The organism is Rhodococcus sp. T7 (assembly GCF_009872365.1).
In the GTDB taxonomy this organism is placed as follows: Bacteria; Actinomycetota; Actinomycetes; order Mycobacteriales; family Mycobacteriaceae; genus Rhodococcus_F.
The window spans coordinates 1-17,316 of the sequence record NZ_WXYH01000048.1 but is presented as its reverse complement, the minus strand read 5'-3'; the positions used below and the strand labels follow the sequence as shown (position 1 = coordinate 17,316).

Genomic DNA, 17,316 nt, shown 5'->3' with positions numbered 1-17,316 from the left:
AACGATTCCAACCACTCCGTGGTCTCATCCGGATCGATATCCGGCAGATACGACGCAACACCCTCACGGATGACGCGGGAGCCCGCGCGGGGACGGTCGGCGGAGGTGGTGGTCTGTTCGAGCAAGGGATACTCCATCGTTGCGGGCGCGGGGTCGGGCGCCTGGGTGTCCGCCCGGGGTGAGGGCGGTGTGAATGACTCGGTTTTCGCAAGCTAGGGCTTCGCGAGCGGCCATCCCGTGATCCGCTTGGGACGCGGGGGCGCATACGTGCGCACCTTCGAGGTCGAGAGTCCCAACCCTACAAGAGATTCCGCCAATTTCACAGCGGCACTGACTCCGTCGACCACCGGCACGCCGGTGCGTTCGCGGATTCGATCGTCGAGTCCGGCCATTCCGCCGCAGCCGAGGCAGATCACCTCGGCCTTGTCTTCGCGCACGGCGGCTTCGGCCTCGTCGACGATCGCCTCGATCGTCCGTTCGGGGTCGGTCTCCAGTGCGAGGACGGGCAGACCGCTGGCGCGCACGCTCGCGCACTTGGCGTCGAGGCCGGCGAGGCGGAGCCGGTCTTCGATGAGCGGCACGGTGCGGTCGAGGGTGGTGACCACGGAGTACTTGTGCCCCAGCATCATCGCGATGCTCGCGGAGGCCTCGGTGATGTCGACGACGGGTACGTCGAGCAGTTCCTGCAGACCCTCCCGGCCGTGTTCGCCGTATCCGGCCTGGATCACCGCGTCGTAGGGTTCGGGGTACGACCGCACCCGGTCCATCACCGCGATCGCGGCGAGGTAGCTCTCGAAGTTCCCTTCGACGGATTCGGCACCGATCTCCGGTGTCAGCCCGACGATCTCGGTTCCGGGTGCTGCCGCGGCCTCGGCCTGCTTGGCGATGGCGTCCGTGATGGACGTGGTGGTGTTGACGTTGACGACGAGAATGCGCATCGAAATCTCCTGTCAGTGGTCGCCGTGGCCGCTGTCCACGGCGATCGACTCGCCGGAGACGTCCACGTACTGCCGGGTGCGGTCGCCGACGACGGCGTAGATGGCTGCCGCCAGGCCGGCTCCGATGAACCACGAGAAGGGGGCGAAAAGATGGAAGGCGGGGACGATCGCGAACAGGGTGCTGACGGTGGCGGCGGGTACGAGGGCGTACACCGCTCGCAGGTTGAATCCCTTGCGGTAGTAGTAGGTTCCGGTCGGGCTGTCCGAGTAGAGGGCGGGCACGTCGACCTTGGTGCGGCGGATGAACCAGTAGTCGACGAAGATGATGCCGAACAGCGGTCCGAGGACGGCGCCGAGGCCACCGAGGAAGTAGTTGATCACCACCGGGCTGTCGTAGAGGTTCCAGGGCAGCAGGACCACGCCGATGCAGGCGCTGATGATGCCGGCCTTCCGGAAGCTGATCTTCTCGGGGGCGAGGTTCGACAGTACGTAGGACGGTGCGACGAAGTTCGCCATGACGTTGACGGCCATCGTGACGATGACGAGGGAGAGGCAGGCCAGCGACAGGAACAGGGTGTTCGGGATCGCGGCGACGATGTCGGTGGGGCTGTCGATGATCGTCCCGTCGATCTGGAACTGGGCGCCGCACAGGATGAACGCGATGACGGCGAACGCGAGAACATTGACGAACAGGCCCCAGAAGTTGCCGCGCACGACGGCGGTCTTCGACGGGGACCGCCGCGAGAAGTCGCAGAAGTTGAGGATCAGGGTGCCGTAGATCGACATCCACAGGGCTGCGCCGGCGAAGACCTGCCGCCACATCTCCCCACCCGAGGCGGGCTTGTCGGATGCCCAGGCGACGGAGAAGTCGGTGCGGAACAGCATCCACAGCGCGAGGGAGCCGACGGTGACCAGGATCAGCGGGCCTGCCAGGCTTTCGAATTTGCGCACGGCCTCCATCCCGTAGACGAGGACGACGATCTGGATCGCCCAGATCCCGATGAAGCAGATCCATCCGAGGCTGGAAAGTCCGAGGATCGAGTTCTGGTCGAAGCGGCCGAGGGACGGCGCCACGGCGACGAGGAAGATCCGGAAGACGATCGACGCGAGGTAGGTCTGGATTCCGAACCAGACGATCGCGATGATCGCGCGGACGACCGCTGGGATCTGGGCGCCGCGGATGCCGAAGCTGATCCGGCTCATCACGGGAAAGGGCACGCCCGTCTTCTGCCCCATGAATCCGGCGTAGGTCATGGCGACGCAGACGATGACCGCGCCGATCATGAGCGACAGGATCATGTGGCCGCCGCCGAGCCCGAGTGCGAACAGGCCGATGGCGAACGAGTAGTTGGCGATGTTGTGGACGTCGTTGGTCCACAGCGTGAAGATGCTGTAGGAACCCCAGCGACGGCCTGCGGCCTTCGTCGGTGCCAAGTCCGCGTTGTAGAGTTTCGGACTCGTCGTCGTGTGACGGGCGGCGGCAGTGTGGTCGACGGTGGTGATGCGCCGCGAGACTGTGTCGTCTATGAGCATGTGCCTGTCCTTGCGTGGCGGCGAACTAACTTCCGTATCACGGAAAGCTTGTTCCATTGGTCCCTCCAAGTGTGAGCCAGGCAACAGTGACCGGTCAATGATTTCCGCAGGATATATCTTGGTGGGGCACCACCCTGAACACGACAAACCCGCTGCCGCACTGGATATTTCGGATCCGGTGCGGCAGCGGGAGGGGTCGCGACAGGGTCAGGCCAGTCCGCGGCTGAGCAGCCGTCCGCGGGGCGCCTCGTCGAGGTCGATCCGTTTTCCGGCCAGCCAGGTGCTGCGCACGACGCCGGCGAGAGCACGCCGGTCGTACGCGGAGACGGGATTCTTGTGCTGCAGGGCGGCCACGTCGACGACGAAGGCCTCCTCCGGCGCGAACACCGCGAAGTCCGCCGCGTATCCCAGCGCGATGTGCCCTTTCGTGTTCAGGCCGACCTGCTCGGCGGGGTTCTCCGCCATCCACCGGACCACGTCGTTCAGACTGTGTCCCCGCCGCTTGGCCTCCGACCACACCGCGGACAGCGACACCTGCAGCGACGCGATGCCGCCCCACGCGACCCCGAAGTCGCCGATGTCGAATCGCTTGAGGTCGACCGTGCACGGAGAGTGGTCGGTGACGACGCAGTCGATCACGCCGTCGGCGAGGCCCTGCCACAGCAGTTCCCGGTTCCCCGCTTCACGGATCGGCGGGCAGCACTTGAATTGCGTTGCTCCCGAGGGTATTTCTTCGGAGACGAACGACAGGTAGTGCGGGCACGTCTCCACCGTGAGTTTCACGCCGTCCTTGCGGGCCGACGCGATCATCGGCAGCGCGTCGGAGCTCGACAGGTGCAGGATGTGCACCCGGCACCCCGTCCACCGCGCCAGCTCGATGACCTCTGCGATGGCGAGATTTTCGGCGCCCCGCGGCCGCGAGTCGAGGAAGTCGGCATAGTTCTCGCCGCCCGGTGACGTCGCGCGGTCGATCGCGTGTGCGTCCTCCGCGTGCACGATCATCATGGCGCCGAAACTGGCGATCTCCTTCAGCGCCAGTTCGAGCTCGGCCGGATCCAGCGGTGGGAACTCGTCGACGCCGGAGTGCAGCAGGAAGCATTTGAACCCGAACACGCCCGCGTCGTGCAGGGCACGCAGGTCCGGGACGTTGCCCGGCACGGCGCCGCCCCAGAACCCGACGTCGACGTACGCCTGACCGGACGCGACCCGGCGTTTGACGTCCAGCGCCGCGGCGTCGACGGTCGGCGGGATGCTGTTGAGCGGCATGTCGACGATCGTCGTCACCCCGCCGGCGGCTGCCGCGCGGGTCGCGCTCGCGAAACCCTCCCATTCGGTGCGGCCCGGCTCGTTGACGTGCACGTGGGTGTCGACGAGACCGGGGATCAGCACCTCGTCGTCGCCCAGTTCGACGACGACCTCGGCGTCGAGTTGGGCACCGTACGGTTCGATGACGACGATCCGGCCGTCCCGCACGCCCACACTGCGCGCGACCTCCCCCGCCGCGGTGATCACCCGCGGGGCGCGGAACAGCAGATCGAGCGGATCAGGCATCGTCGTCACGACCTGCGCCCGCGACCCCGCGCACCGCTGCCGCAACGGCCGGGGCGACGGCCGCGTCGAACACGCTCGGCACGATATAGGTGGCGTTGAGCTCCGACGGAGACACCGAATCGGAGATCGCGCGGGCGGCGGCGATGAGCATGTCGTCGGTGATCTCGACGGCGTGCGCGTCGAGCAGACCCCGGAACACACCCGGGAACGCGAGCACGTTGTTGATCTGGTTCGGGAAGTCGGACCGCCCGGTCGCGACGACGGCGGCGTGCTTGCCTGCCGCGACGGGATCGACCTCGGGCACCGGGTTGGCGAGCGCGAACACGACCGACCGCTCCGCCATCGTCGCGATGTCGCTGCCCGTCAGGATGTCCGGTGCCGACACACCGATGAACACGTCGGCGCCGGCCAAGGCGTCCCGCAGCGACCCGGACCGGGATTCGGGATTGGTGTTGTTCGCGATCCAGGAACGGAACGAGTCGGACGTGTCGTCTGGCGAGAGGATTCCGCTGCGGCCACACGCCACGATGTTCGTCGCACCCTGCGCGACCAGCAGGCGGATGATCGCGTGCCCGGCGGCGCCGACACCGGAGACCACGATCTTCACCGTGTCGAGGCTCTTCTCGACCACCCGAAGCGCATTGGTCAGTGCGGCGAGGACCACGATGGCCGTGCCGTGCTGGTCGTCGTGGAACACCGGGATGTCCAGCATCTCGCGGAGCCGGGCCTCGATCTCGAAGCAGCGCGGGGCGGAGATGTCCTCCAGATTGATTCCGCCGTACACCGGGGCGAGGGCCCGGACGATCTCGACGATCGCGTCCGTGTCCTGGGTGTCCAGGCACACCGGCCACGCGTCGACGTCCGCGAACTGCTTGAACAGCGCCGCCTTGCCCTCCATCACCGGAATCGACGCGGCGGCACCGATGTTGCCCAGCCCCAGCACCGCCGAACCGTCGGAGACGACGGCCACGGTGTTGCGCTTGATCGTCAGCCGTCGTACGTCCTCGGGGTTCTCGGCGATCGCGGTGCAGACCCGGGCGACGCCGGGGGTGTACGCGCGGGACAGGTCGTCGCGGTGCTTGAGCGGAACCTTCGGCACCACTTCGAGTTTCCCGCCGAGGTGGAGCAGGAACGTGCGGTCGCTGACCTTGCCCACCACGACTCCGGGCACGTCCGCGATCGCGGACGCGATCTGCTCGGCGTGCTCGACGTCGGACGCGTCGCAGGTCACGTCGATGACCATGTGGTCGGGGTGGCTCTCGACCACGTCCAACGCGGTCATGGCGCCCTTCACGGAGGCCACCGCCCCCGCGAGGGTCGACGTCGTGCCTGCGCCGACCGGGGCCGTGACGCGAACGGTGATGGAGTAACCGGGACTGGGATTGGGCATGGGTGTTTCCTCGGGTTCGTCGAAGGGGTAGGGAGTGCTCTCGGTCAGCGGGGCGCCTGGTCCGCGACGAGCGCCTGATGGGTCTGCGGAAGCGCGTCCCACCAGGTGCGTCGTGTCTCCGCCAGTGCCGTCTCGTCGAGATCGCCGAACAGCCGCAGCCGGGACAGGCCACCGTCGGGGTAGACGTCGAGCCGCAGGTGGGTGGCCGCGGCGGCGGCGTCCAGCACGAACCGGTGCCGCGTGTCGGGTTGCACGGCGGTGCGCGCCAGCAGTTCCGTCCACGCGCCCTCGTCCGCGATGTCGGCGGTGCGCGCGTCGGCGGTGCTCAGCCGCACCCAGCCCGGCGCGTTCCCCACGTAGTAGCTGGTGTCGATCTCGACGTGCCGGGGGCGACCTGCCGCGGCGAGCGAGAACACGGCGAAGTCGTTGCCGCCCCCGCGACGCCGGGAGTTCTCCCAGCCCTCCCCCATGTTCCGGGCCCGGCCGGGAAGGATGATGTTCGCCGGGGATGCGTAGAACGCGTCGGAGCAGCCGACGAGGCGGCCACCGTTCTCCGCGGCCAGCAGGTCCACGGTCCCGTCCAGGAACCGGGGGTCGGGCACGACCTCACCGTGTACGCGCAGACGCGCGACGCCGCCGTCGGGGTAGATCGAGAGGCGTACATGCGTCCAGCGGTGCCGGTCGGCGACCGCATACGTGTTCTCCTTGTGCCCCTCGGCCGGGGACTTCTCGACGATGGTCTGCCAGTCCGCCTTCATGACGTCCTCGATGGACGGGTAGCCCTCGATCGACGCCGCCTCGATGGAGACGAAGGGCGGGTAGTTGCCCTTGAAGTGCGCGGTGTCCACGACGACGCCGTGAATGATGCCGGCCGAACCGAGGCGGACGATGGCGTAGTCGTGGCCGTCGTCGCGGCGTCGGCGGGTCTCCCAGCCGTCGTAGACCTTGCCCTTGTGCCCGAAGTCCGCGGGGTCGAAGAACGGGGCCTCCGCCTTGATGAGGTTCTCCCGCTGAGCGAACAGTTCGTCGTTGGCGGCGGAGACACTGCCGCCGAGGGCTCGGGAGGCGAGGTCGGGCAGGGCGGTGAAATCGGAAGTCATGATTCTCCTCGTGTGCTGAGTGTTGCGAGTTCGTCGGACGATGCGGCGATCGTGCGGCCGATCCGGCGCAGGAGTTCCGCGGCATGTCTGATCGATCGGTGAAGGTCCGGTTCCAGGTCCGCGAGCGCGTAGACCGCGGAGATGCCGGAGCTGTGTAATTGTGTGTCGCTGAGCAGGTTTCGACCACAGACGGCGAGGACGGGGATTCCAGCGGTCCGCGCCTCGGTCGCGACGCCGATCGGCGCCTTGCCGTGCAGACTCTGCGCGTCCAGCGACCCCTCGCCGGTGATGACGAGGTCGGCGTCGGCGAGTCGCCCGCGGAAGTCGACGAGGCCGAGGACCGTGTCGATGCCGGGCCGGATGTCCGCACCCAGAACCGAGATCGCGCCGAACGCCGCCCCGCCCGCGGCGCCCGCTCCCGCGGTCCGGCTGTCGTCGCGGCCCGTGGCGGCGCGCACGACCTGCGCCCACCGGGTCATCGCGTCTTCGAGAACGACCAGTTGCCCGGCTGCTGCGCCTTTCTGGCCCGCGTACACGGCGGTGGCGCCGCTCGGGCCGAGGACCGGGTTGTCGACGTCGCAGGCGAGCCGGAAGTGCGCCGCCCGCGCCGCCGGGTGCAGGCCGGTGAGGTCGACCCGGGCGGCGTGGCGCAGTGCCGCCCCGCCCGGTGCGACGTCCCCGCCGTCGGCGTCGAAAACACGAACGCCGAGAGCCTGCAACAAGCCGGCACCGCCGTCGGTTGACGCGCTGCCCCCGAGACCGACGATGTTCTCGTGGGCTCCCCCCTCCAGTGCGTGCCTGACGACGGTGCCGAGTCCGAATGTACTGGCACCCAGTGGATCCGGAGCGCCGCCGGGGAGCAGGACCAGGCCCACCGCCGACGCCAGCTCCACCACCGCGGTCGACCCGCGCACCGCGTACGACGAGGTCACGGGCAGCCCTGTCGGTCCCGTCGTGTCGACCGTCACCGGGGTCCACCCCGCGGCGACGGCGGCCGCGACCGTGCCGTCGCCGCCGTCCGCCACCGGAACGCGATCGATCACCCAGGACGGGGCACCGGCGACGAGCCCGTCGGCGAGAGCGTCCGCGACTTCCGCTGCGGTGAGGGACCCCTTGAACTTGTCGGGTGCGACCAGTACGCGTGTCACGGCGTCCCCTAGTCCAGCAGCATGAGGGCTGTGGGGGCGTGCTCCCAGCTCTCCGCCAGATCCTCGAACTCCGCGACGTTGTCGAGTTCGGTGCCCATCGCGATGTTGGTGACACGCTCGAGGAAGACCTCGACCACCACCGGGACCTTGTGCTCGCGGGCGAGTTCACGGGCCTTCTCGAGGGCGCCGGCGATCTCGCCGGGCTCGGTGACCCGCAGCGCCTTGCAGCCCAGCCCCTCGGCGACCTTGACGTGGTCGACGCCGTACCCCTTCGGCACCGCGGGCAGCGTCTCGTGCTCGCTCCGCTCCTGGGTGTTGATGTTGTCGAAGCCCAGTTGCACGCAGAAGTCCATGTCGAACGCGCGCTGCGCCTGACGGATCAGTCCCAGGTAGGAGTTGTTCACCACCACGTGGATGTACGGCAGGTTGAACTGCGCGCCCACCGCCAGTTCTTCGATCATGAACTGGAAGTCGTAGTCACCCGACAGCGCCACCACCGACGTCTCCGGCTCCGCCGCAACAACCCCCAGTGCGGCCGGGATCGTCCAACCGAGCGGGCCGGCCTGCCCGCAGTTGATCCAGTTGCGGGCCTTGTAGACGTGCAGGAACTGGCCGCCGGCGATCTGCGAGAGCCCGATCGTGCTGACGTACCTCGTGTCGCGGCCGAAGACGCGGTTCATCTCCTCGTACACCCGCTGCGGCTTGACGGGCACGTCGTCGAAGTGGGTCTTGCGCTGCATCGTCCGCTTCCGGGTGGCGCAGTCCTCCACCCAGGTGCTGCGGTCTGCCAGCGTACCGGCGGCTTTGCGCTCCTTCGCGACGGCGACGAACAGTTCCAGCGCCGCCTTGGCGTCGGAGACGATCCCGTAGTCGGGGGCGAACACGCGCCCGATCTGGGTGGGCTCGATGTCGACGTGAACGAACTTGCGTCCCTTGCGGTAGGTGTCGAGGCCGCCCGTGTGCCGGTTGGCCCAGCGGTTGCCGATGCCGAGGACGAAGTCGGACGCCAGCATGGTGGCGTTGCCGTACCGGTGCGCGGTCTGCAGTCCGACCATGCCGGCCGCGAGACGGTGGTCGTCCGGGATCGTGCCCCAGCCCATCAGCGTCGGCACCACCGGAACGTCCAGCAGTTCGGCCAATTCGACGAGCAGGTCCGCGGCGTCGGCGTTGATGATGCCGCCGCCCGCGACGATCAGCGGGCGCTCCGCGGCGCCCAGCATGTCGAGCGCCTTCTCCGCCTGCGCACGGGACGCGGCCGGCTTGTACACGGGCAGCGGCTGATACGTGTCGGGATCGAAGTCGATCTCCGCCAACTGCACGTCGATCGGCAGGTCGATGAGCACCGGTCCCGGCCGACCGGACCGCATCAGGTGAAATGCCTGCGCGAACGCTCCCGGAACCTGGGCCGGCTCGAGCACCGTCATCGCCATCTTCGTGACCGGGCCTGCGATGGACGCGATGTCGACGGCCTGGAAGTCTTCCTTGTGCAGGCGCGCGACCGGGGCCTGGCCGGTGATCGCGAGGATCGGGATCGAGTCCGCCATCGCCGAGTACAGGCCGGTGATCATGTCGGTGCCTGCGGGCCCGGAGGTGCCGATGCAGATCCCGATGTTCCCGGCCTTGGCGCGGGTGAATCCCTCGGCCATGTGCGAGGCACCCTCGACGTGGCGGGCGAGGACGTGCTTGATCCCGCCGTGGTCACGCATAGCCGAGTAGAACGGGTTGATCGCCGCACCGGGGAGACCGAACGCCTGGGTGGCGCCTTCGAGTTCCAGAATCTTGACCGCTGCGTCAGCGGCGCGCATACGAGGCATATCACTTCTCCATCGAGGATTACGAGTTGAAACGGGTCACTGGGAGGGGCGGCCGGACAGCCGCTCCACTCCACGCAGCAGGCCGGAATGGTCCAGGCCGCCATCGCCGTTCGCACGGGCGGAGGCCATCAGCTGGGCGACGACGGCGCCGAGGGGTGTCACGACACCGGCCTCGCGGGCGGCGCTGGTCACGATGCCGAGGTCCTTGTGGTGCAGGTCGATGCGGAATCCGGGTTCGAACGACCGGTCCAGCATCTTCTGCGCCTTCTGGTTGAGGACGGCCGATCCGGCGAGCCCGCCACCGAGTACCTCCACGGCGGCCGCGGTGTCGACACCGTAGGCCTCGAGGAAGATGATCGCCTCGGCGAGGAGTTGGATGTTGCCGGCGACGATCAACTGGTTCGCGGCCTTGACCGTCTGCCCGGAGCCGTTGGGGCCCACGTGGACCACGGTCTTCCCGACGGCGTCGAGGATCGGCTTCGCGGCGGCGAAGTCCTCGTCCTTGCCGCCGACCATGATCGACAGGGCCGCGTTCTTCGCGCCTGCCTCACCACCTGAGACGGGGGCGTCGATCAGCCGGAAGCCACGCTCGGCCGCCTGCGCGGCGAGTGCGGTGGTGACGTCGGGCCGGATGCTGGAGAAGTCGATGATCAGGGCACCGGCCGGGGCGTGCGCGAACACACCGTCCTCACCGGCGAGTACGGCCTGGACGTCCGGCGAGTCGGGGACCATGACGGCTACGACGTCGGCACCGGCGACGGCCTTGGCTATGGAGTCGGCCGCGCTGCCCCCGGCCTCGACGAGCGCCGCGGTGCGCTCGGGCGAGCGGTTGTATCCGACCACCTGGTGGCCGGCCTTGATGAGATGAACGGCCATGGGGCTGCCCATGATTCCGAGTCCGATGAATGCGATTGTGCTCACGAGTCTCCTCGATTCCGTCGAAGTGTGGTGGTGGGTGTCAGCGGCCTGCGCGGGTCGCGCGCTGCTCGCGGGGCAACCAGTCGAACGTGTCGGGCCGCGTCGCCTTGTACTCGAGGCCGACGTAGCCGCGGTAACCGTGCCCGGCCAGTTGCTTCAGATAGCCGTCGATGTCGAGGCTTCCGGTGCCGGGTTCGCCGCGTCCCGGCGCATCCGCGATCTGCACGTGCCCGATCCGGTCGGCGTAGGTGTCGATCGCGGCGCCGACGTCGTCGCCGTTGACCTCGAGGTGGTAGAGGTCCGCGAGGAGCCGGAGCGAGTCGACACCGTGCTCGGCCTTCACCCGGTCGATCACGGCGATCGCTTCGGCCGCGGTCTTCAGCGGGTACGCCGGTGTGCCGCTGACCGGTTCGACCAGCACGACCGCACCGATACGATCTGCCGCCTTGCCCGCCTGGGCGAGGTTCTCGGTGGCCGTGTCGTCCTGGATCTTCGGATCCGTGCCGTCGATACGATTACCATACAGGGCATTGAAAGCTTTGGTGCCCAGCCGTTCTCCGATACCGATGGTGATGTCGATGTTGTCGCGGAACGCCGACACCTGCGCCGGGTCGGACAGCAGTCCGCGATCCCCCGCCGGCATGTTGCCCGCCGCGAAGTTCAATCCGGTGAGCTGCACTCCGGCGTTCTCGATCGCGGCCACGAAGGCGTCGACGTCGCTGTCCTTCGGTACGGCGGTGTCGAACGGCCACCAGAATTCGACAGCGTCGAATCCGGCGTCCCGGGCGGCCTCCGGGCGCTGCAGGAGCGGCACGTCGGTGAGCAGGATCGAGCAGTTCAGGGTGTAGGCAATGTTGTCCATCGGCTGTTCTTTCGCTTTCGAGGTGTTCAGGAGACGGTGGTGTTGTCGGGCTCGGGCAGGCCGCGGTAGCGTCGCCAGCCGCCGTGATCGGTGATCTCGGTGAGCTCACCGGCCTTACTCTCGAGCAGGCCCGGTCGCAGCCCCACCGCGAGAACCGAACGGCCGTCGGAAAGTTCGATCACGGTGAGCTCGAGTTCCTCGGGCTCCTCGGGGAGGAAGTCGGTGCGAATGTCGCCGATCGGCACGTCGTAGAGTTCGCCCTCGATCGAGGCACCTCCGGTCTCCGTCAGCAGGAGGGCCGGGAATTCGTCACGTACGGAGAAGAATCGATAGTTCGGCGCGGTTCGTACCGTACCGAGGAACGTGTGCGCAGACACGTTGTGATGCAGGTTTCCGCCACGCATCGCTCCACCGTTGCAGAACAATTCGGCCATCTTGTCAGCTCCTTCTTCCATGGGCAGTTGCCGTCGTTTCAGGCGTGTCTGCCAATTCGATCGCGACCTGAAGCAGCGCTTCGCGGAGTCGCTTGGTGTTGGCGTCGAGTCCTTCACGCACCAGGTCCTGGGTGACCGGCCACGGGGTGTCGCTGATGACGTCGTGATCGGTGACCAGGGCGATACAGGTGTAGGACATGCCGAGTTCCCGGGCCAGCGCAGCTTCGGGATACGGGGTCATGCTGATCAGGTCCCAGCCCTGGGCGGCGTACCAGCGGGATTCGGCGCGGGTCGAGAACCGGGGGCCGCGGATCGCGACCATCACGCCGCCGTCGTTGACCACCCAGCCGCTCCTGCGGAGCGTCGAGACCACCGCCTGCCGTCCGCGGACGCAGAACGGGTCTGCGAAGGAGATGTGGACGTCGTCGTCGTGGAACGTGTCGTCGGTGCGGCCGGTGCGGTCGACCAACTGGTCGGGGACGACGACCGATCCGACACCGATCGCCGGTCGCAGCGAGCCGGACGGGGTGGGAGCGAGGATCGTCCGCACGCCCAGGCTGTGCAGCGCCCAGATGTTCGCGCGGGCATTGATCCGGTGCGGCGGGATGTTGCGGTGCCGCCCGGTGCGGGTCAGGTAGGCGAGCCGCCGGCCTCCGGAGGATCCCAGGACGATGTTGTCGGAGGTGGGACCGTACGGGGTGTCGACCGAGACCTGTTCGGCGTCGTCGAGCAGACCGTGATAACCCCAGGTACCGAGGAGGCCGACGGTGGGCTGGGTGTCAGGCATGGTGGTTCACCGTTCCTTCCGGGGTCCTGCTCACGGACAGCGCTTCGGGCTTCTCGATCGCCGGCTGGGCCGGTGTGGTCGCGAGGTGTTCGTGCCCGGGGTGCGGGTGGGCGACGACGTCGTCCGGGTCGTCGGGCGTGACCGTCCCGTCGAGAACCGCCCGCATCTTGTCCTTGTCGAGCAGGCCCTCCCAGTTCGCGACCACGAACGTGGCCATGCAGTTGCCGAACAGGTTGGTGAAGACCCGCATGGAGTCCATCAACCGGTCGGCGCCCAGGAGCAGCGCGACGGCGGCCACGGGGAACGCGCCGATCGCGGCGGCGGTGGCCGAGAGTGCGACGAACGCGGAGCCCGGCACGCCTGCCATGCCCTTCGAGCTGAGAATGAGGATGCCCATGATGGCGAGCTGCTCCCCGAATCCGAGGTCGACACCCACCGCCTGCGCGAGGAACATCATCGCGAGCGACAGGTAGATGGCGGCACCGTCGAGGTTGAACGAGTACCCGGTGGGAATCACCAGACCGACGACGGCGCGGTCGCAGCCGGCGTTGTCGAGCTTCTTGATGATGCGCGGCATGACGGCCTCGGACGACCCCGTGCCCAGCGCGAGCATGAACTCTTCGCGGCAGTACTTGACGAACTTCCAGGGATTGAGGCCGGTCAGGAGCCGGACCACGGTGGCGAGGACGACGATGAAGAACAGGGCCGCGCCGTACGCCGAGAGCACCAGGATCCCGAAGGACTTCAGCGAACCGGCGCCGTAGTTGCCGACCGTGTAGGCCATCGCACCGAACGCGCCGAGCGGCGCCAGGTACATGATGTAGCCGACGATGCGGAAGATGACGTGCAGCGACTGGTCGATCACGTCCATCAGGACCGGCGGAGCGGTTTCGCTGAAGGACGCGAGAGCGACGCCGAAGAGGATCGAGAACAGCAGCACCTGGAGCAGGCTGTTCGTCGCGAACGCGTCGAACACGCTGGTCGGGATGATGTGCATGACGAACTCGACGCCGCCGGGCATGTGACCGCCCTGCGTCTTCTCGTCCAGCGCGGAGGTGTCCAGCGTGGCCGGGTCGATGTTCAGGCCACTGCCCGGTTGCACGAGGTTGCCGACCAGCAGGCCGAGCCCCAGCGCGCAGATCGTCGCGCCCATGAACCAGAGCAGTGCTTTGGCGCCGATCTGGCCGAGCGCCTTCATGCTGCCGACCTTCGCGATGCCGGTGACGATCACCAGGAAGATCAGCGGGGCGACCACCATTTTGATGAGCTTGATGAAGCCCTCGCCCAGTGGGGCCAGGTGATGCGAAAACTCGGGGAACAGGATGCCGGTGGCGATGCCCAGGGCAATTCCGATCAGGACCTGGACGAACAGCGATCTGTACCAACGCTGCTTCTTGGGTTTTGCAGCGATTTCGACTTCAGACACGGGGCCCTCCCTCGGGGCTTGGTGTTTTCCATATTATGGAAGTTGTATTTCGTATCTCGATATAGTGAACGCCGTCACACCGCGTTTTGTCAACCGATGTAGTGAAGGACTCGGCGCGATCCGCCACAACCGCGCTATCGTCATACGGAGCGCCCTTTCCGCCTGACGGAAAAAATGGGGGGCTCCTGGGGGAGGCACCCCGAGGCAGTCAGAGGATGGAGCCAGACATGACGAACGGTCAGAACGCGGCCGGCGGCGTGCAGTCGGTCGAGCGCGCCTTCGACATACTCGAGATCATGGCGAGCGCCGGTGGGTCCATCGGCGTCAGTGAACTCGCCGAACTGGCCGGACTCCCCCTCCCGACGATCCACCGGCTGATCCGCACGCTGATGAACCGCGGATACGTCCGGCAACTGCCGACCCGCCGGTACGCGCTCGGCCCCAAGCTCATTCGGCTCGGCGAGAGCGCCACGCAACTGATCGGCGCATGGTCCCGACCGCACCTGTCCGAACTGGTGCGAGGCACCGGGGAGACCGCGAACATGGCCGTCCTCGACGGCACCATGGCCGTCTACGTGGCACAGGTGCCGTCCGAACACTCGATGCGCATGTTCACCGAGGTCGGCCGCCGCGTCTACCCGCACTGCACCGGCGTCGGCAAGGCTATCCTCATGCAACTGTCGAACGACGCCGTGCGCTCACTGGTCGGCCGGACCGGAATGACGACCTATACCGAGAATTCCCTGACCGACCCCGACCTGCTGATCGCCGATCTCGAGCTGAGCAGGAACCGCGGCTTCGCCATCGACGAGGGCGAGCAGGAGATCGGCGTCCGCTGCTTCTCGGTGCCGGTACCGAACGCTCCGACGCCCACCGCCATCTCCGTCTCCGGGCCCGCCGCCCGCGTCACCCTCGAGTCGGCCGACCACATCGTGCCGCTACTCAAACGCGTCGCGAAGGAACTCGGCACCGAGTTCGACAAGAACGCCGCGCTCTAGGTTCACTCTTCCATCAACAAAGGTTGACGCGATTCGTGTCATCAACTTAAGTTGATCCCTGTGAGTGACGATCCGAACCCGGCCACCGCGTTCGCTGCCGTCGTCGCGCTGCGGCGGCAGGCCGATCAGCTCGAGCGCGACGCCGTCACCGACGCACTGTCCGCCGGCTGGACCTGGGCGGACATCGGTCAGGCGCTCGGCGTCTCGGGCCAGGCGGCGCACAAACGCCTCGGCCCGGGGCGATCCGCCGACAAGAAGACGAGGGGACCACGATGAAACTCGCCCGGGCCTGGCGCGACATGCACACGATGAAGACCCTGTTCTCCGAGACGGAGGCCGAAGCCGACCGGCTCGGCGACCGTGAGCCCGGCCTCGAGCACCTGCTCCTCGCGTCGTTCGCACTGCCGGACGGAACGACGGGCCGGGTGTTCGACCGTCTCGGATCGAACCGGGACGCACTGCGCGAGGCGATCATTCACGTGCACGGCGAGGCCCTCACGGCGGCAGGCATGACCGACGTGGGTGCCACCACCAGCGCGCTGAGCCGCCCCCGCACCGGTCCGCTGCGGCTGACCGAACCGGCCCAGGGCGCGTTCCGCAACGCGGTGGCTCTCGCGAAATCGGAACGCAGGCCGATCGTCGGCGCCGACATCGTCGCGGCCGTTGCCACCGTCACCCACGGCACCGCGGCGCGGGCACTGGAATCGCTGGGGCTCGTCCGGTCCGCAGTCGTCGACGCCGCGCGGGCGGAGCCGGCACGATGAGCGGACGGCCCAGGATCGGTGATCGCCGCCTGCGCGGATAGGCTCGACACGTGGTTCTTCCCAGCGCGACTTCGGTGTCACCGGCAGATGTTCTCGGTTCCATGAGGGACGTCATCGACGGTCCCCTGCCCGACATCGCCGTCCGCTTCTCCAAGTTCCTCGCCGACATCTGGCCGCACACCGCGCTGGTGATCTTCACCCGGGAATGCACGGGGCGTCCCCGCAAGGTCAGCGGCGACCCCGCGGTCGTCGAACGGGTCACCATCGCCGAACTGGACGCGTTGCGCACCCGGATGACGGAAGGCACGCCGTTCGACGACCAGACCGTAGTGGCCGGATCGAAGCGGAAGGTGTGGGCACTGCTCGACGCGACGGGCACCCTTCTCCTCGTCCTGCCGAAGCCGCGGCAGCAGATCCGGGAGGTCCCGCTGGTGGCGGGCGCCTTCGGTGTCGTCGCCGTGTCGATCCGGCATCAGGTCGCGCAGGCGAGCCCGGCGTACCTCGCGGAATCGCGGGCCGCGTCGAGCGAGCGTGCCAGGACGATCGTGGAGTTGACGGACCTGCACGCCGCGACGCTCGAATCGATCCTGTCGACACTGCGGTCCAACGACCTCGACGACCGTCGGTCGCGGATCACGGCGAGCGAGACGGCGTCGTCGGCGCTGATCACCCTGCGGTCGGCGGGCGAGTCCGACCGCATCCTCGCGGAGGAAGCCGTCACCACGGCGTTCGCCCGGTTGCAGGGCGAACTCCGACCACTGCTCCAGCACCGGCCCGTGCGCGTCGACTACGTCGATCCGCCGGTGGACGGTCGCGCGCTGCCCGGTGAGGTGGCCAGCGCGGCGCGGGCCGTCGTGCGCAGCGCCGTCCTGGCCTTCGCGACCCAGTCCACCCTGGAGCGCATCCGCATCGCCTGGGACTGCGACGGCTCCAACCTCCTCGTCGAAGTCCGCGACGACGGCGAAGGCGCACTCGACACCGACGCGCTGGTGCGGCAACTGTCCGGACGGGTGCACACACTCGGTGGCCGGATCGATGTCGAGTCGGTCGACGGGTGGGGGTCCCGGGTGGCGGTCGCGATCCCCCTCGACGTCCCCGCGGCGCGACCCGACGAACAGCAACTCGCCGACCTCAACCCCCGCGAACTCGAGGTCCTGGGCCACCTGGCCACCGGTAAGAGGAACAAGGCGATCGCCGACAGCCTCGGCATCAGCGAGAGCACGGTCAAGTTCCACGTCGCGGGTGTGCTGAAGAAACTCGGGGTGGCGTCCCGGGGCGAGGCGGGTGCGATCGCCCTCGAGGCCGGCGTCCGCGCCGACACCACCGGCAGGCACTGACCCCAGGTGAGTGGCAAAGTGTGCGGGAGCACACGGTGCCACTCACGTCAGGTGATGCGGTCCGGGTGGGTGTAGAGGTTCATGGTGGTGCCGCGGAGGAACCCGATGAGGGTCAGCCCGGTGTCGTGGGCGAGGTCGATCGCCAGCGACGACGGCGCGGACACCGCCGCGAGAATCGGAATCCCCGCCATCACCGCCTTCTGCGCCAACTCGAACGACGCCCGACCACTGACGAGCAACACCGTCCCGCGCAGCGGCACCCGATCCTGTTCGGTGGCCCACCCGATCAGCTTGTCGACGGCATTGTGCCGGCCGA

17 protein-coding genes are annotated in these 17,316 nt (G+C 68.0%); 4 read left to right on the top strand and 13 right to left on the bottom strand.

The window, feature by feature from the left end; translation table 11 throughout:
• Positions 1 to 212: 212 nt before the first annotated feature.
• The 12 genes from MLGJGCBP_RS07280 to dctA form a co-directional block, all read right to left on the bottom strand.
• On the bottom strand, positions 213 to 938 hold the full coding sequence (locus MLGJGCBP_RS07280; RefSeq protein ID WP_160094614.1) for an aspartate/glutamate racemase family protein: 726 nt from the start codon (positions 936 to 938) through the stop codon (positions 213 to 215).
• 12 nt (positions 939 to 950) lie between these two features.
• A complete protein-coding gene (locus MLGJGCBP_RS07275; protein ID WP_087558779.1) occupies positions 951 to 2,471 on the bottom strand; it encodes an NCS1 family nucleobase:cation symporter-1 in 1,521 nt (506 codons plus the stop codon).
• 207 nt (positions 2,472 to 2,678) lie between these two features.
• A complete protein-coding gene (allB, locus tag MLGJGCBP_RS07270) occupies positions 2,679 to 4,022 on the bottom strand; it encodes an allantoinase AllB (RefSeq protein ID WP_160094613.1) in 1,344 nt (447 codons plus the stop codon).
• The gene (locus tag MLGJGCBP_RS07265) at positions 4,015 to 5,412 is read right to left on the bottom strand and encodes an NAD-dependent malic enzyme (RefSeq protein ID WP_160094612.1); all 1,398 of its coding nucleotides are present in this window, start codon (positions 5,410 to 5,412) and stop codon (positions 4,015 to 4,017) included. The genes allB and MLGJGCBP_RS07265 overlap by 8 nt, the downstream gene beginning before the upstream one ends.
• A gap of 44 nt (positions 5,413 to 5,456) precedes the next feature.
• Positions 5,457 to 6,512 carry an allantoicase gene (gene alc, locus MLGJGCBP_RS07260; RefSeq protein WP_160094611.1) on the bottom strand — a complete coding sequence of 352 codons (1,056 nt, stop codon included), beginning with the start codon at positions 6,510 to 6,512 and terminating at the stop codon, positions 5,457 to 5,459.
• Positions 6,509 to 7,660: a glycerate kinase gene (locus MLGJGCBP_RS07255; protein ID WP_160094610.1), complete on the bottom strand. Its 1,152-nt coding sequence runs from the start codon at positions 7,658 to 7,660 to the stop codon at positions 6,509 to 6,511. The genes alc and MLGJGCBP_RS07255 overlap by 4 nt, the downstream gene beginning before the upstream one ends.
• A gap of 8 nt (positions 7,661 to 7,668) precedes the next feature.
• A complete protein-coding gene (gcl, locus tag MLGJGCBP_RS07250; RefSeq protein ID WP_160094609.1) occupies positions 7,669 to 9,474 on the bottom strand; it encodes a glyoxylate carboligase in 1,806 nt (601 codons plus the stop codon).
• Positions 9,475 to 9,510: 36 nt separating this feature from the next.
• Positions 9,511 to 10,395 (bottom strand): 2-hydroxy-3-oxopropionate reductase, encoded by an 885-nt coding sequence (locus MLGJGCBP_RS07245; protein WP_160094608.1) that lies wholly within the window; start codon positions 10,393 to 10,395, stop codon positions 9,511 to 9,513.
• A 37-nt stretch (positions 10,396 to 10,432) separates the two neighbouring features.
• Complete coding sequence (locus MLGJGCBP_RS07240) at positions 10,433 to 11,254, bottom strand: hydroxypyruvate isomerase family protein (RefSeq protein ID WP_160094607.1); 822 nt, start codon at positions 11,252 to 11,254, stop codon at positions 10,433 to 10,435.
• Between the two features lie 26 nt (positions 11,255 to 11,280).
• Positions 11,281 to 11,688, bottom strand: coding sequence for an allophanate hydrolase-related protein (locus MLGJGCBP_RS07235; protein ID WP_072951000.1), 408 nt, complete (start codon positions 11,686 to 11,688; stop codon positions 11,281 to 11,283).
• 4 nt (positions 11,689 to 11,692) lie between these two features.
• Positions 11,693 to 12,475: an MTAP family purine nucleoside phosphorylase gene (locus MLGJGCBP_RS07230; protein ID WP_160094606.1), complete on the bottom strand. Its 783-nt coding sequence runs from the start codon at positions 12,473 to 12,475 to the stop codon at positions 11,693 to 11,695.
• Positions 12,468 to 13,901 (bottom strand): C4-dicarboxylate transporter DctA, encoded by a 1,434-nt coding sequence (gene dctA, locus MLGJGCBP_RS07225; RefSeq protein WP_160094605.1) that lies wholly within the window; start codon positions 13,899 to 13,901, stop codon positions 12,468 to 12,470. Before dctA ends, MLGJGCBP_RS07230 begins: the two co-directional genes overlap by 8 nt.
• A 227-nt stretch (positions 13,902 to 14,128) precedes the next feature.
• On the opposite strand from dctA, the gene MLGJGCBP_RS07220 reads away from it, so the two are divergent.
• The 4 genes from MLGJGCBP_RS07220 to MLGJGCBP_RS07205 all read left to right on the top strand — a co-directional run bounded on the left by MLGJGCBP_RS07220 (position 14,129) and on the right by MLGJGCBP_RS07205 (position 17,000).
• Positions 14,129 to 14,899: an IclR family transcriptional regulator gene (locus MLGJGCBP_RS07220; protein WP_087558769.1), complete on the top strand. Its 771-nt coding sequence runs from the start codon at positions 14,129 to 14,131 to the stop codon at positions 14,897 to 14,899.
• 60 nt (positions 14,900 to 14,959) lie between these two features.
• Positions 14,960 to 15,175, top strand: a complete 216-nt coding sequence (locus MLGJGCBP_RS07215) for a hypothetical protein (protein ID WP_160094604.1) — start codon at positions 14,960 to 14,962, stop codon at positions 15,173 to 15,175.
• On the top strand, positions 15,172 to 15,663 hold the full coding sequence (locus MLGJGCBP_RS07210; protein WP_160094603.1) for a Clp protease N-terminal domain-containing protein: 492 nt from the start codon (positions 15,172 to 15,174) through the stop codon (positions 15,661 to 15,663). Before MLGJGCBP_RS07215 ends, MLGJGCBP_RS07210 begins: the two co-directional genes overlap by 4 nt.
• Before the next feature lie 101 nt (positions 15,664 to 15,764).
• Positions 15,765 to 17,000: a helix-turn-helix transcriptional regulator gene (locus tag MLGJGCBP_RS07205; protein ID WP_160094602.1), complete on the top strand. Its 1,236-nt coding sequence runs from the start codon at positions 15,765 to 15,767 to the stop codon at positions 16,998 to 17,000.
• A 47-nt stretch (positions 17,001 to 17,047) separates the two neighbouring features.
• Here MLGJGCBP_RS07205 and MLGJGCBP_RS07200 read toward each other — a convergent pair.
• Positions 17,048 to 17,316, bottom strand: a 269-nt coding sequence (locus MLGJGCBP_RS07200) for a formate dehydrogenase accessory sulfurtransferase FdhD (RefSeq protein ID WP_201452990.1), incomplete at its 5' end; no start/stop codon positions are given.

What these genes read in the sequence shown, in the direction of transcription:
- MLGJGCBP_RS07280 (WP_160094614.1), bottom strand. Translation starts at nt 938, where the DNA reads ATGCGCATTCTCGTCGTCAACGTCAACACCACCACGTCCATCACGGAC.
- MLGJGCBP_RS07275 (WP_087558779.1), bottom strand. Translation starts at nt 2,471, where the DNA reads ATGCTCATAGACGACACAGTCTCGCGGCGCATCACCACCGTCGACCAC.
- allB (WP_160094613.1), bottom strand. Translation starts at nt 4,022, where the DNA reads ATGCCTGATCCGCTCGATCTGCTGTTCCGCGCCCCGCGGGTGATCACC.
- MLGJGCBP_RS07265 (WP_160094612.1), bottom strand. Translation starts at nt 5,412, where the DNA reads ATGCCCAATCCCAGTCCCGGTTACTCCATCACCGTTCGCGTCACGGCC.
- alc (WP_160094611.1), bottom strand. Translation starts at nt 6,512, where the DNA reads ATGACTTCCGATTTCACCGCCCTGCCCGACCTCGCCTCCCGAGCCCTC.
- gcl (WP_160094609.1), bottom strand. Translation starts at nt 9,474, where the DNA reads ATGCCTCGTATGCGCGCCGCTGACGCAGCGGTCAAGATTCTGGAACTC.
- MLGJGCBP_RS07240 (WP_160094607.1), bottom strand. Translation starts at nt 11,254, where the DNA reads ATGGACAACATTGCCTACACCCTGAACTGCTCGATCCTGCTCACCGAC.
- MLGJGCBP_RS07235 (WP_072951000.1), bottom strand. Translation starts at nt 11,688, where the DNA reads ATGGCCGAATTGTTCTGCAACGGTGGAGCGATGCGTGGCGGAAACCTG.
- MLGJGCBP_RS07230 (WP_160094606.1), bottom strand. Translation starts at nt 12,475, where the DNA reads ATGCCTGACACCCAGCCCACCGTCGGCCTCCTCGGTACCTGGGGTTAT.
- MLGJGCBP_RS07220 (WP_087558769.1), top strand. Translation starts at nt 14,129, where the DNA reads ATGACGAACGGTCAGAACGCGGCCGGCGGCGTGCAGTCGGTCGAGCGC.
- MLGJGCBP_RS07210 (WP_160094603.1), top strand. Translation starts at nt 15,172, where the DNA reads ATGAAACTCGCCCGGGCCTGGCGCGACATGCACACGATGAAGACCCTG.
- MLGJGCBP_RS07205 (WP_160094602.1), top strand. Translation starts at nt 15,765, where the DNA reads ATGAGGGACGTCATCGACGGTCCCCTGCCCGACATCGCCGTCCGCTTC.